11 protein-coding genes, 8 tRNA genes and 1 rRNA gene are annotated in these 13,232 nt (G+C 49.5%); 1 reads left to right on the top strand and 19 read right to left on the bottom strand.

Going from position 1 to position 13,232, the window contains the following annotated elements; translation table 11 throughout:
* Positions 1-15 precede the first annotated feature (15 nt).
* Both hisG and AC3Y23_RS26915 read right to left on the bottom strand, forming a co-directional pair.
* Positions 16-675 carry an ATP phosphoribosyltransferase gene (gene hisG, locus AC3Y23_RS26910; protein ID WP_379204967.1) on the bottom strand — a complete coding sequence of 220 codons (660 nt, stop codon included), beginning with the start codon at positions 673-675 and terminating at the stop codon, positions 16-18.
* Between the two features lie 92 nt (positions 676-767).
* Complete coding sequence (locus AC3Y23_RS26915) at positions 768-1,973, bottom strand: ATP phosphoribosyltransferase regulatory subunit (RefSeq protein WP_379204969.1); 1,206 nt, start codon at positions 1,971-1,973, stop codon at positions 768-770.
* Between the two features lie 431 nt (positions 1,974-2,404).
* Between AC3Y23_RS26915 and gntK the strand changes: the two genes are divergently transcribed.
* A complete protein-coding gene (gene gntK, locus AC3Y23_RS26920; protein ID WP_379204971.1) occupies positions 2,405-3,949 on the top strand; it encodes a gluconokinase in 1,545 nt (514 codons plus the stop codon).
* A gap of 120 nt (positions 3,950-4,069) precedes the next feature.
* On the opposite strand, the gene AC3Y23_RS26925 is transcribed toward gntK, so the two are convergent.
* The 17 genes from AC3Y23_RS26925 to AC3Y23_RS27005 form a co-directional block, all read right to left on the bottom strand.
* Entirely contained in the window at positions 4,070-5,221 is a 1,152-nt protein-coding gene (locus AC3Y23_RS26925) for an acyltransferase (protein ID WP_379204973.1), read from the bottom strand.
* Between the two features lie 112 nt (positions 5,222-5,333).
* Positions 5,334-5,843, bottom strand: a complete 510-nt coding sequence (locus AC3Y23_RS26930; RefSeq protein WP_379204975.1) for an acyltransferase — start codon at positions 5,841-5,843, stop codon at positions 5,334-5,336.
* A gap of 2 nt (positions 5,844-5,845) precedes the next feature.
* A complete protein-coding gene (ppaX, locus tag AC3Y23_RS26935; protein ID WP_379204977.1) occupies positions 5,846-6,496 on the bottom strand; it encodes a pyrophosphatase PpaX in 651 nt (216 codons plus the stop codon).
* Positions 6,497-6,499: 3 nt separating this feature from the next.
* On the bottom strand, positions 6,500-7,531 hold the full coding sequence (gene lgt, locus AC3Y23_RS26940) for a prolipoprotein diacylglyceryl transferase (RefSeq protein ID WP_379204979.1): 1,032 nt from the start codon (positions 7,529-7,531) through the stop codon (positions 6,500-6,502).
* Positions 7,532-7,543: 12 nt separating this feature from the next.
* Positions 7,544-8,482: an HPr(Ser) kinase/phosphatase gene (gene hprK / locus AC3Y23_RS26945; RefSeq protein ID WP_379204981.1), complete on the bottom strand. Its 939-nt coding sequence runs from the start codon at positions 8,480-8,482 to the stop codon at positions 7,544-7,546.
* A 237-nt stretch (positions 8,483-8,719) separates the two neighbouring features.
* Positions 8,720-9,841: an ABC transporter ATP-binding protein gene (locus tag AC3Y23_RS26950; protein ID WP_379204993.1), complete on the bottom strand. Its 1,122-nt coding sequence runs from the start codon at positions 9,839-9,841 to the stop codon at positions 8,720-8,722.
* A gap of 109 nt (positions 9,842-9,950) precedes the next feature.
* Positions 9,951-11,045 carry a PucR family transcriptional regulator gene (locus AC3Y23_RS26955; RefSeq protein WP_379204983.1) on the bottom strand — a complete coding sequence of 365 codons (1,095 nt, stop codon included), beginning with the start codon at positions 11,043-11,045 and terminating at the stop codon, positions 9,951-9,953.
* Positions 11,046-11,170: 125 nt separating this feature from the next.
* Complete coding sequence (locus AC3Y23_RS26960; RefSeq protein ID WP_379204985.1) at positions 11,171-12,097, bottom strand: NAD(P)/FAD-dependent oxidoreductase; 927 nt, start codon at positions 12,095-12,097, stop codon at positions 11,171-11,173.
* A 151-nt stretch (positions 12,098-12,248) separates the two neighbouring features.
* Positions 12,249-12,321 (bottom strand) — tRNA-Lys (locus tag AC3Y23_RS26965).
* A 5-nt stretch (positions 12,322-12,326) separates the two neighbouring features.
* Positions 12,327-12,412: transfer RNA gene (locus AC3Y23_RS26970), tRNA-Tyr, on the bottom strand.
* Positions 12,413-12,420: 8 nt separating this feature from the next.
* Positions 12,421-12,493: transfer RNA gene (locus tag AC3Y23_RS26975), tRNA-Phe, on the bottom strand.
* An 81-nt stretch (positions 12,494-12,574) separates the two neighbouring features.
* Positions 12,575-12,652, bottom strand: a tRNA-Asp gene (locus AC3Y23_RS26980).
* A 16-nt stretch (positions 12,653-12,668) separates the two neighbouring features.
* A tRNA-Thr gene (locus AC3Y23_RS26985) sits at positions 12,669-12,744 on the bottom strand.
* A 28-nt stretch (positions 12,745-12,772) separates the two neighbouring features.
* A tRNA-Val gene (locus tag AC3Y23_RS26990) sits at positions 12,773-12,848 on the bottom strand.
* A gap of 8 nt (positions 12,849-12,856) precedes the next feature.
* Positions 12,857-12,933: transfer RNA gene (locus AC3Y23_RS26995), tRNA-Met, on the bottom strand.
* 29 nt (positions 12,934-12,962) lie between these two features.
* Positions 12,963-13,054 (bottom strand) — tRNA-Ser (locus tag AC3Y23_RS27000).
* A gap of 81 nt (positions 13,055-13,135) precedes the next feature.
* Positions 13,136-13,232, bottom strand: a 23S ribosomal RNA gene (locus tag AC3Y23_RS27005); the annotation flags it as partial.

Consider the following 13,232-nt stretch of genomic DNA (forward strand, 5'->3'; position numbering starts at 1 on the left):
CTCCTTTAGACATCCTTAACGCGGCTTGTTCACGCTAGCTTCGAGCCCTGGGCCTGCAATCACGCCTTGAAGGCGGTCGCACAGCTGCTGAATTTCCGCATTCTTCATTCGGTAGCTCACCCGGTTCGCCACAAGACGGCTTGTAATTTCAAAGATACTTGTCATTTCCACGAGTCCATTATCCCGCAGGGTCTGTCCGGTCTCTACCATATCTACGATCCGGTCCGCAAGTCCGATCAGCGGGGCCAGCTCGATAGAGCCGTTCAGCTTCACGACCTCCACCTGCTGTCCCTGCTCGCGGAAGTAACGGGACGCTACATTAGGATACTTGGTGGCTACCCGCTGCTGAATGCCCGGCTGCCAGTTCGGCAGTCCGATAATCGACATCCGGCACCGTGCAATACCGAGGTCAAGCAGTTCGTACACATCCCGTTCCTCTTCCAGCAGTACATCCTTCCCTACGATTCCGATGTCTGCCACGCCATATTCGACATATGTAGGGACATCTACCGGCTTCGCCAGTATGAATTCCATGCCAGCTTCAGGAATTGGGACGACCAGCTTGCGGGATTCTTCGCCATCCGGCGGAATCGGAAGCCCGGCCTGGCGGAATAATTCCGCCGCTTTATTGTAAATGCGGCCTTTAGGCATAGCCACCTTCAAAATCTGCGCCATTGTTCAATTGCCTCCATTTCCGGTGCGGTCATTTTATTGTTCTTCTGCCACGACAGTTATTCAGTTCTGGTTGATTATATGTTAATTCAAGGTCATGAACGGACCGCGAATGTTCGAATTTCTTCATATCTTGCTTCTTGCTGCTTGCCGTTATCAGCCCCTGATTTCTCAAGGCTATCAGAATCTCCTTGCTCGGAGACCAAACGGGTTACTACAACACGCCCCTCGGACCGCAAACGTGCAGCCTCCTGCAGCCCTTCCTGGCGCCGGGATACATCGTATTGAACCAGAATCGGCAGTTCTTCCGTCTCAGTCTCTGCAGGTACACCGTCCAAGATACGGTTCGTCTTGAGCGAGAAGCCTGTGGAAGGAACGGGACGACCAAACTGCTGCAGCAGATTGTCATAACGTCCACCGCTGCATACCGGGAAACCTAGCTCAGCCGCATAACCTTCGAAAGTCATTCCGGTGTAGTATGTGAAGTCTCCGATCATCGTCAGATCGATCAACACATGCTGAGACACCCCGTAAGACTCCAGCACTTCCCAAACCTTGCATAAGTGCTCGATTGAAGTCCGGGCCAGCGGATGACCGCTAAGCTCCAGCGCCTGACCGCATATTTCCTTACCTCCGCGCAACCGCAGCAGGCCGTTAAGCTCATTCTTCTGTGCTTCCGGCAGTTCAAGACGGTGGAGGGTCTCACGGAAGGAGACATAATCCCGGCCCAGCAGATGGCTCTTCAATTCCTCCTGAGCCTCCGGCAGACCGGGCACGGCTTCTTGAAATAGCCCATTCAGGAAACCCACATGTCCCATCGCGATTTTGAAAGACTTCACGCCTGCGGCCTGTAACGATGCAATCGCCAACGCAACCACCTCTGCATCCGCCTCGGGGGAATCGTCGCCTACCAGTTCAACGCCAGTCTGGAAAAATTCCGCTTCCCGCCCGGCCTCTTCCTCAATCGCCCGGAAGACATTCGCGTGATAAGAAAGACGTAGCGGCAGTGGCTCATCCTTCAGCAGCGAGGAGACCACCCGGGCTACGGGTGCAGTCATCTCTGAACGCAGCACAAGTGCCTGACCACGGTTATTCAGCAATTTATATAACTTCTGATCGGATGTAGAGCTGGCAACACCAACGGTATCGTAGTATTCCAGCGTAGGTGTAATCATCTGCCGGTATCCCCAACGGCTCATGCAATGCAGCACGTCTCTTTCAATCTTGCGCAGCTTCGATACCGCATGCGGGAGATAGTCACGCACGCCGGCTGGCTTCTCGAATCCTTTTGGTTTGGACATCTTCTAGGTTCACCTCATCAGGTATCATTGGATTTATAGATTCCACTTACTTCACTATGGTAAAGTGGTAGATAATTAAAGTATTTGCAATATCGTATCACGTACTGCTCTAAATCGTCAATTGTGCCTTGTAAAACTAGGGCTGTTCAAGCCTGATTTCTTAATTGTTAGCGTATCTACAGGCTTTCTTGACCTTCTACTCTGCTAAGACATAATGCAAATATCTGACTTAAAGGGGTTGGAACCACCCTCACGAGGTATGCTAAAATTATTCGAGAGTCCAGCTCGGCTGGTCTCTTGTACTTAGAATACGGGCATACGTCAGACATTTATTTAATTGTGTATGTAATATATTTTCTTCAGACTGCATGAAATCCCTTTAAAATGTTGTTTTCTTATGCAGCACTTCCAATGGAAAGAAGGACTGAAGCATGAGCAATTCCTATATGATTGGCGTGGATATCGGGACAACTAGTACCAAAGCGGTCCTCTTCCGGGAAAACGGTGACATTGTAGCCCAGGCTAATATCGGCTATCCGCTCCACCAGCCGTCCCCATCGGTGGCAGAGCAGGACCCGGATGAAATCCTGGAAGCAGTTATCCGCACCATTTCGGATGTAATGAATAAGAGCGGATCCTCGGCGAACGATGTATTGTTCGTCTCCTTCAGTTCCGCCATGCATAGTGTCATTGCCGTTGACCGCAGCGGCAATCCCTTAACGGCCTGTATCACCTGGGCCGACAACCGCAGCACAGGCTGTGCGCTGCGTCTCAAGAATGAACTGCAGGGCCAGGACCTGTATCTCCGAACAGGTACACCTATACATCCCATGTCGCCAATTACCAAGCTGATGTGGCTGCGGGAGGATCAGCCGGATGTGTTCGGGCAGACGGATAAGTTCATTTCCATTAAAGAATACATATTCGCCAAACTGTTCGGCGAATATGTCATTGATTACTCTATCGCCTCTTCGACAGGCATGCTTAACTTGGAGCAGCTGGACTGGGATACTGAAGCCCTTGATATCGCCGGGATTACCAAAGACCGGCTCTCGAAGATTGTGCCGACTACACATGTCATTCAGGGCCTGCTCCCCGGGCTGGCGGACAAGCTTCGCTTGCTCCAATCCACCCGGTTCGTTGTTGGTGCCAGTGATGGCGTGCTGTCCAATCTCGGTGTAGGTGCTATCCAGCCAGGCGTTGTTGCCGCAACAATCGGGACCAGCGGGGCTATCCGTACAGTTGTAGATCGTCCAGTTACAGATCCTAAAGGGCGGATTTTCTGTTACGCTCTTACAGCTGACCATTGGGTCATCGGCGGACCGGTGAACAATGGTGGCATGCTGTTCCGCTGGGTACGCGATGAATTCGCCGCCTCTGAAGTAGAGACAGCGAAGCGTCTTGGCATCGATCCCTACGAGGTTCTGACGCGTATCGCCGAGCAGGTCCCTCCCGGCAGCGGCGGCTTGCTATTCCATCCTTATCTGACAGGCGAACGTGCTCCGCTATGGAATCCCGATGCACGCGGCTCCTTTTTTGGATTGTCGATGAACCATCATAAGGAGCATATGATCCGCTCCGTGCTGGAAGGCGTTATCTTCAATATGTATACCGTATTGCTAGCGATGGAGGAGAGTATTGGCCGTCCGCATCAAATTCTCGCGACAGGCGGCTTCGCCCGCTCCCCGCTCTGGCGGCAGATGATGGCCGATATTTTCGACCAAGAGGTTGTTGTGCCGGAGAGCTTCGAGAGCTCCTGTCTAGGCGCGGTTGTCCTCGGGCTGCTCGCCACTGGGCGTGCCGATTCCTTCGACATCGTGTTCGATATGATCGGGTCCACTCATCAGCATCCTCCAATTCCTGATCATGCCAAGGTGTACAAGAAGCTCTTGCCGATCTATATCTCTGTATTCCGAAGCCTGGAAAGCCAGTACGAGGCTATTGCCGGGTTCCAGCGGGAACAAGCCGGGGAGTAGGATCAACTCCCTACATCTACTGTAACCAGAAAGCGCCGTACACCCCAGTGTGGGGATGTACGGCGCTTTTGAAGCTGTCATTGATTATCAAGTAATTACTGTAGACTACAGGTCGGCAGGTCAGCTATGCACACCTGGTTTGGCCTTCTGCGGTGCAGAGCCAAACACAATCCATGCTGGCTTCACATATCGGAAGGCTACAGCGACAATGATCCAAGACACCAGCAACGCGGCTAGCCAGCCTCCGGCAATGGCTGCAGTGTAAGCCAGCGAACCGCCATGGAATGGCAGTTTTCTATAGAAGAAGAGTATCGCCGGGTGGATCAGGTAGATCCCGAACGAGCAAGCGCCGGCGGAGGTCAACAATCTTGCTGTCAAACTGCGGCCTGCACCGTAGAGCAGGAAGGACAGCTGGAGCAGTACAAGACAGGAAAGCAGTGCATGCAGGTTGGAGAATGCCTCATACCACAAGCTGTTGATGACCGTTTTCTTGGTAAAGTTATTGAACCATAGCTCCACATGGACCACACCCGCCGCGATCCAAAGTAACCAGAGAGCAACCCAGGCAGAACCTCTACCGGCACGCCAGCCTTCGCGGGAAGGAACCAGCCATTTTTTTAACGATCCGTAATAGACCGCTACTCCTGCCCCGAGCAAGAAATAAGAGAAGTATGTGATGGCCAGACTCCCCTTCGTCAATTGCCAGTACCCGTGATTGGTCATATATTTGTTTAGAATGACGAAGCCCCACTGAAGCGCCAGCCCGATTAACGGGGCCCAAGCCGCCAGGGAGCGAACCTTTTGCAGACACCACAGGATGAGCGGGAACAGTACATAGAATTGAATAATGATAATGACGTAATAAAGGTGCGTATACGCCGTACCTGTCAGTAGATACTTCCCCAGCTTGGAAGCCAGCTCCATGGGCGGTAGACTCCATGTGTGGCCTGCGGTCATTTTCAGTGCAAAGTACATCAGCGAGAATATCACATACGGCACGACGATATAAATTAACCGTCTACTGTAGAATTTCCCAAGCGTCTTCCCGCTTAGTGGCCGATCTATGTAATTGTAGAACAAGACAAACCCGCTCAGGAATACGAATGAGGGTACCGCGAACTGACTGAATTTATTAATGAATAAGAACGGGTGAAACATTGAGGTTCCCAGCGTCTCCGCCAGCGTACGCGAAGTAGCATGAATCGCCAGCACTGCGAAAATAGCAATGGCCCGGAAAATATCCAGCTGCGGAATCCTTTCTTTTTGCTTCATCATCTTCCCTCCTGTTAAACTATGTATTTCTATTATTCATACAAGACGCGAAAAACCCTGCAGGTGTTGCGCACAAGCACGCAATATTCAACTGCAGGGTCCAAGCCGTTATTCACGATTCTTCCACACGATCTGCGGTTTGGGACGGTCTCAGGTCTCTAAGTGGATTACCTCCCACAAAAGCACCGGCTGGCACATTTCTGTGGACTACAGAGCCCGCAGCTACAACAGCCCCATCCCCAATAGTCACCCCGGGAAGGATCGTGGTATTGGCACCAACCAGCACGTTCTCCCCGATAATGACTTCACCCAGGCGATATTCCTTAATGAGATACTCATGCGCCAGAATAGTTGTGTTATAGCCAATAATTGAGTTTTCACCAACCGTTATTTTTTCCGGAAAAAATACATCCACCATCGCCATCAGTCCAAACGCGGTATGCTTCCCCACCTTCATGCCGAGCACCCGCCGGTATATCCAGTTCTTTAGCGGCAGGATGGGACAGTAACGGGCAATTTGGATGAAAATAAAGTTTTTAACACCCTTCCACGGGCTGACCGTGCGGTAGATGTACCACAGCGAGTTATGTCCTTCTACCGGATAACGGGTCACATTTCTCACGATTAATCCGTCCCTTGATCCACGAGATCACAGATTTCCTTCATATCGTGGATAATATAGTCCGGTCCATATTTGCTAAGCGTCTCCGCGCCCTTGAGTGACCAGGCAACAGCCGCCGCGTAAACCCCTGCAGCCTTGGCTGACTGAATATCCACGATACTATCGCCCACCATCAGGGTCGTGCCGGGATCAGCATTCAGGTTGCGAACAGCTGTCAGGACAGGCTCTGGATGTGGCTTAGGTTCCGTAACATCGTCCACCGTCACAATGGTATCCATGTACTTGAGTAGGTCGAACATTTCTAGGGCCTTGATGGTCGTCGGACGGATCTTGGTGGTTACAATCCCCATCTTAATCCCCCGCTGGGCCAATGCTTCCATCGTCTCATTCACATGTGGAAAAGAACGAATCAGAGCATCATGATGCTCGTAATTATAGGCGCGGTAGGAAGACTCCAATACGCTTACATCCTCTAGCCCCGAGAATACTCTCATCTGGTGTTGAAGCGTAGTCCCCATATGAGGAATCATCTCATCCCTGCTCAGTGCGGGCAGGTTATTGTGCTGTAGTGCATGCATGAACGAATTGAGAATCAGCTCATTCGTATCAACAATCGTTCCATCCAGATCAAAAAGAACGCATTCAATTTTCAAAGTTTACTGCTCCTTCTTATCCTCTTCAGCAGGCGGCTTGAGACCGGCCTGTGACCCTTGAGAAGTCTTCTGTGGTGTATGCTCTGCACTATCAGGTACAACGGTATCAGCGTTCCCGATCTTAGTCGAGACAATAGGATCGGAATAATGAGCCTTGGGCTGTCCTGTAGTCCGGCGGATAATAATGAGCACTACAGCGGCAACAATAATTAACAAGGACAACAGCTGAGAAATGCGGATATTTCCGTAGTTCGGGTCCAGGTACCCAGGTTCAAAGCCTAACCATTTCATCGGGCTCCACAGTCCACTGATGAACGAGGCCAGACCACTGCTGCCATTGTAACCGAGGCTGTCCGTACGCAAGGCCTCAATAAAGAAACGTCCAATAGAGTACCAGATGAAGTAAGACAGGAATATTTCACCCGCTCGGACGAACTTCTGGCGCCGCAGCACCATTAGGAGTGCGATCCCCAGCAGACTCCAGAGTGACTCATAGAGGAAGGTAGGATGATGAAAGGCATCTCCTATGTACATTTGATTGACAATGAAGTCAGGCAGATGCAGCTTGTTGCGCAGGAAAGATTCCTCAACAACGCCGCCATAAGCTTCCTGATTCACAAAGTTCCCCCAACGCCCGATCATCTGACCAGTGAGCAGCCCAGGTGCGCAAATATCAATAATGCGCCAGAATGGATAACCTTTATACCGGAAATAAATGATTCCGCATATTATGGCTCCAATCAGCGCGCCATAGATGGCAATGCCCCCGTTCCAGATTTTAAAGACATCGACAAAGTTATCCTTATAGTCACTCCACTTGAACGCTACATAGTAAATGCGGGCACCGATAATTGCGGAGGGTACACCCAGCAAAAGCATGTCCATAAAAAACTCCTGAGGAATGCCAAAACGGTTACCTTCGCGAATGACCAGAAATAACCCCGCCAATGCCCCCAGTCCCAGAATCAAGCCATACCAGTGAACCGGCAGAGAACCAATTCTAAAGACTATAGGGTCTAAAGCTAAAGGGAACATTCTCTCACACTCCTAGTCCAGATCATCCATATCCTCGGAAATGGTGGCTGTTAATTTGTTGGTAAATTGCAGAGCCGCATTAAAGCCCATTTGCTTCAAACGGTAGTTCATCGCCGCAACCTCGATAATAACCGCAAGGTTACGTCCCGGACGAACTGGAATGGTTACCAGCGGAATATCGGTATCAATGATACGAGTCGTTTCCTCATCGAGTCCCAGGCGGTCGTATTGCTTATCCTGCTGCCAAGCTTCAAGTCTTACTACTAGCGTAATACGCTTATGATTGCGAATTGCTCCTGCCCCAAACAGCGTCATCACGTTGATGATCCCTACACCGCGAATCTCCAGCAAGTGACGGATCAGTTCCGGTGCTGTACCATGAAGCTGGTTATCCGAAGTTTGGCGGATCTCAACCGCATCATCGGCAATCAGACGGTGACCGCGTTTTACAAGCTCAAGTGCTGTCTCACTCTTACCGATACCACTGCTACCTGTAATAAGCATCCCTACTCCATACACATCACACAGTACGCCATGAATGGTAGCTGTGGGAGCCAAGCGACCTTCCAGGAAACTCGTCAGACGGCTGGAAAAAATCGTAGTCGCCATCGAGCTGCGCAACACAGGCAATCCCTTTTCATTACTTATATCAATAAGTTCCTGTGGCACTTCCAAAGCACGGGTGATTACAATACAAGGCGTATTGTCATTACAAATGCCCCGAACACGGCTCTTCCGCTCTTCCTCCGGTAGCATGGAGAAGAAAGCCAGCTCGGTCTTGCCCAGCAGCTGAACTCGTTCTTCAGGGTAATATTCAAAATAACCGGCCATTTCCAGACCAGGGCGGTTGAGGTCATCGACCGTGATCGGCCGCTTCAGGCCCTCATGTCCCGATACCACTTCTAATTGAAAATTTTGTACCAATTCCGATACTTTAACCTTCTTAGCCATGTGAATTCTTCCTTTCCTCGCCTGCGGTTTTTTATCCGCTATCCCGCGTTCGGTTAGGATGATATTCCCATTCCATCCGCAGGTAATTCTCCTGCTAATCTTAATGGATAATGCCTATGAATGCAATCTTATAGCCCTCTAACTAAGGGTATATCCCCTTTTGACGAAGATAATATTCCCTCCACAAGACAACAAAAAAGCCACCCCAAAGGGGTGGCTCGTAAAACTGGATAAGTCTTATCCCAGCAAGATGTTCTTTTCGGATTCTTTGTCGAAGAAATGAACTTTGTTCATGTCGATCGCGAGTTTTGGCTTGCTGCCTTCACGAGTTGTAGAACGTCCGTCTACACGTGCAATCACAGTACCGTTACCCACACCGCTCAAGTACAAGAGCATTTCGTGACCAAGGTTCTCGGTAACATCAACCAACGAAGAGAAGATTGTGTTCGGAGAAGCTTCCAGGAATACTGGCTCTTCGTGGATATCTTCCGGACGAACGCCCATAACCACTTCTTTACCAATGTAACCTTTGTTACGAACGATTTGAGCTTTGCCGCCTGGAACTTCAACATCCAGGTTATCAGCGCGGAAACGAACAGATCCGTTTACTTCGCTCAAAGTACCAGTGATAAAGTTCATAGTAGGGGAACCGATAAAGCCCGCTACGAACAGGTTTTGAGGTTGGTTGTACAGCTCTTCAGGAGAAGCAGCTTGTTGAATGATACCATCGTACATAACTACGATACGGTCACCCATTGTCATAGCTTCTGTTTGGTCATGCGTTACGTAGATACAAGTGGTTTCAAGGCGTTTAACCAGCTTAGTGATTTCCGCGCGCATTTGACCACGAAGTTTAGCATCCAAGTTGGAAAGAGGCTCATCCATCAAGAAGACTTGCGGATCACGGACAATCGCACGTCCCAAAGCGACACGTTGGCGTTGACCACCGGAGAGTGCTTTTGGTTTACGCTCAAGCAAGTGCTCGATGTCGAGAATCTTCGCAGCTTCACGTACCTTCTTGTCGATTTCTTCTTTCTTCACTTTACGCAGTTTCAAACCAAACGCCATGTTTTGGTACACGCTCATGTGCGGGTACAACGCGTAAGATTGGAATACCATCGCGATATCGCGGTCTTTAGGAGCAACGTCATTCACGACACGGTCGCCAATGTACATTTTACCTTCAGAGATTTCTTCCAGACCTGCGATCATACGAAGTGTAGTAGATTTACCACAACCGGAAGGTCCTACCAGTACCAAAAATTCCTTATCTTTAATATCAAGATTGATATCTTCTACTGTAGCTTTATCAGAACCCGGGTATTTTTTGAAAATATGCTCTAAACGTACGCCTGCCATTGTATTTCCCCCTCGAGTCATTTATTGGATTAAAACATCAATTCGTTTCTTGTACACTTATCTTACCCCAGTTATGCCGGGATGGCTATTTGTAACGTTCACAAAAAACCTATTTTCTTTTCGTCACTTTATACAATAGCATGGTGAGCTTTACAATTGCGGCGTCTCCAAAGCTTCGGACATCGGCCCCTGTCTCCTGTTTGATCTTGTCCAGGCGGTACAGCAGCGTGTTGCGATGGATATATAGCTTCTTGGCGGTTTCGCTCACATTACAGTCCATTTCAAAAAAAGTCTCCAGTGTCAGCAGCATCTCCTTGTCAGACAAGACAGAGGTATAGTCGCCAATCTGCCCAAGCAGCTTGCGTCGTCTGGAATCAGGAATACTATTCACTAAACGCTCCAAGCGAAGCTCCCATGGCAGATGAATATATTCACCAACCTGAAAAATTCGCCCTAAAATGATGGTTTCTCGTAGTAACGCCACTGAACCGGTAAGACCTTTGACCGGAACGACCGCTGGTGCTACCGCTAGATGGAAGATCCCCACCCATTCACTGGCAATCAGCTCATGCAGCCCCATTGAAGTCTGGGCCAGCAGATCATCCTCATTCTCTTCCTCATCTTCCTTATCATCCCCGCCGGTGAGCAGTTCCTTACGCGCTAAAATCAGCCATTCCTTCTCCTGCAGCGGAATAAGTAAAACCTCATTCTCAAAATAACTCCGCAGCAGCTTCATCAGCGATCTGTAAGATATCTGAGGACTGTGTACGTTTTCACTACTTAGGAGAAAAGGAATCATATCGCTGAATAATCGGCTCTTTAAAGCCATATCATCAGGGATCTCCGCGTCATCCTTCTCTTGCTCCAACTGGACATTCAACCAACTGCTAAGCTGGCGGGCTTCCGCCTCGCCTTCTTCGCGGAATCCCGTGGCCTTCAGCGCTACTGCAAAGTTCTGGGCTGCATAATTGACCAACTGAACTTCCCGCGGACTAAGACCTTCCAATTCTACCCACAATGCCATTATACGGCCATCATTATCATATAAGGGCACCCACAAATTTCCCTCAGAGATAACAGGCTGATCCTTACCTTCCGTTCCTATGCCAAAAAGGGAAGCCGATTGCTGCCTCCCTAACTGCTTAAGTCCGGTTCTTTTTCCGGTGAGCTGTTCCAACTTTTGACGCAATGCCTCGCTATCCATCGTCACCATACTCCACCACTCTTACTCTTTTCGACTATCTTAACATATTTCTACACAACATGCGGTGTCAGAAAAGGTCGAACGATAATATCTTGTGCAATTCCATGTCATATTTCAGTTCTGCTCTAAGTATGGTTATGGTCTTCACGTTTCAGTTTCTTTAAAGCCTTGTTCATCCAGATTGCAGCCAGGGCACCCTCGCCCATAGCTACTGTCGCTTGCTCTGCATGAACTGCTACATCTCCTGCCACCCATACATGTTCCACATTGGTTGTCATTGAACGCTTATTAGCTTCTATGTGCTTGTTCTTATGCAATTCTACCCCCAGCTGGGCTGCAAGTTCCGAATGTACAGGATTCCCACCAAAAGCAATAAATCCACGCTCTGCAGGAAGAAATGTCCCATTTTCCAGAGCTACTCCTGCAATCATTCCATCCTCATGTCCGTCCACATGCGATATAGCTTCTTCTATATATGTTATGCCCTCTGCGTTCAGACGCTTTAGCAGCTCAGGGGTCAGCACCTTTTTCTCATGATTAATATAGGTTAACTGACTGGTTCGTTCACGTAAAATAAACGCCATATTCGCCCCGGCTTCCCCCGCACCCAGCAGCACAGTCTGCTGGTCCTGAATCTCATATCCGTCACAGTCGGGGCACACATAGACACTACTGCCCAGCAAGGAGATCAATCCTGGAAGTTCTGGAAAACGGTCTGATACCCCAGTTGCCAGTAATATCGTCCTCGTGTGATAGGTTTGGCCTTGGCTACCCTGCAGTTGAAAATGCCCCTCCTGCTTCTCCGCCTTTAGGATCTCATCCGCCAGAAATTCAACGCCGACACGCTCCGCCTGCACCCTACCACTGGCCCTCAGCGCCTCACCGGATATGCCATCTGGCCACCCCAGTATATTATGATAGCTCCGGCACAGATTCGAACGACCCTTCCCAGCATCCACCACCAGTACACGATGAGCCGAGTAGCGTCCCAACTGAATCGCTGCCTGTAAACCAGCAATCCCACCACCGATAATAATTGCATCATATATCAAGGAATATCCCTCGTTTCTACACTGCATGGATATTCTTATAATTCAACAAAGACAGAATTTTTAAACTGAATTACTACGATTCTGTTTCAGAATTTCACTGGAAAAACAAAAAAGCCACCACCATAAAGGTGATGACTTTTTCTAATTGGGATGAGCCATGAAGGACTCGAACCTTCGACACCCTGATTAAAAGTCAGGTGCTCTACCAACTGAGCTAATGGCTCATAAATGGTGGGGGATGATGGATTCGAACCACCGAACACGTACGTGAGCAGATTTACAGTCTGATGCGTTTGGCCACTTCGCTAATCCCCCAAGAAAGGTGGCTCGGGACGGAATCGAACCGCCGACACGAGGATTTTCAGTCCTCTGCTCTACCGACTGAGCTACCGAGCCATATGAAATTTTACATGACAATGCAGTGGAATAGTTATGCACTTCCACTTTCATGTGGAAAACTATACTTCATAAAATAAGTGGCGGAACCGACGGGATTCGAACCCGCGATCTCCTGCGTGACAGGCAGGCATGTTAGGCCAACTACACCACGGTTCCACACCTAGATAAAAGATGGTGCCGGCGAGAGGACTTGAACCCCCAACCTACTGATTACAAGTCAGTTGCTCTACCAATTGAGCTACACCGGCACAGTGTAAGGTATTACGGTTTTATAAATGGTGGAGGCTGAGGGGATCGAACCCCCGACCCTCTGCTTGTAAGGCAGATGCTCTCCCAGCTGAGCTAAGCCTCCAGGTATTATGGTAGCGGCGAAGGGGATCGAACCCCCGACCTTACGGGTATGAACCGTACGCTCTAGCCAGCTGAGCTACACCGCCACAATAATTAGTAATGTTATGGATTGGAATGGCGGAGAGAGTGGGATTCGAACCCACGCACCGCTTACGCAGTCTAACCCCTTAGCAGAGGGTCCCCTTATAGCCACTTGGGTATCTCTCCAAAAAAGACTTCTTTCCATATAATCCATATCAGGCTTAATCGCCTGAAAACTGGATCGAAACGAATTTGCATTCTAAATGTTAGGATAAGCCCTCGACCGATTAGTATTGGTCAGCTCCATGCATTGCTGCACTTCCACCTCCAACCTATCTACCTCGTCGTCTTCAAGGGGTCTTAC

The organism is Paenibacillus sp. MAHUQ-45, from assembly GCF_058133325.1.

What these genes read in the sequence shown, in the direction of transcription:
- hisG (WP_379204967.1), bottom strand. Translation starts at nt 675, where the DNA reads ATGGCGCAGATTTTGAAGGTGGCTATGCCTAAAGGCCGCATTTACAAT.
- lgt (WP_379204979.1), bottom strand. Translation starts at nt 7,531, where the DNA reads ATGTTCCCTTTAGCTTTAGACCCTATAGTCTTTAGAATTGGTTCTCTG.
- AC3Y23_RS26955 (WP_379204983.1), bottom strand. Translation starts at nt 11,045, where the DNA reads ATGGATAGCGAGGCATTGCGTCAAAAGTTGGAACAGCTCACCGGAAAA.
- AC3Y23_RS26950 (WP_379204993.1), bottom strand. Translation starts at nt 9,841, where the DNA reads ATGGCAGGCGTACGTTTAGAGCATATTTTCAAAAAATACCCGGGTTCT.
- hprK (WP_379204981.1), bottom strand. Translation starts at nt 8,482, where the DNA reads ATGGCTAAGAAGGTTAAAGTATCGGAATTGGTACAAAATTTTCAATTA.
- AC3Y23_RS26925 (WP_379204973.1), bottom strand. Translation starts at nt 5,221, where the DNA reads ATGAAGCAAAAAGAAAGGATTCCGCAGCTGGATATTTTCCGGGCCATT.
- AC3Y23_RS26915 (WP_379204969.1), bottom strand. Translation starts at nt 1,973, where the DNA reads ATGTCCAAACCAAAAGGATTCGAGAAGCCAGCCGGCGTGCGTGACTAT.
- gntK (WP_379204971.1), top strand. Translation starts at nt 2,405, where the DNA reads ATGAGCAATTCCTATATGATTGGCGTGGATATCGGGACAACTAGTACC.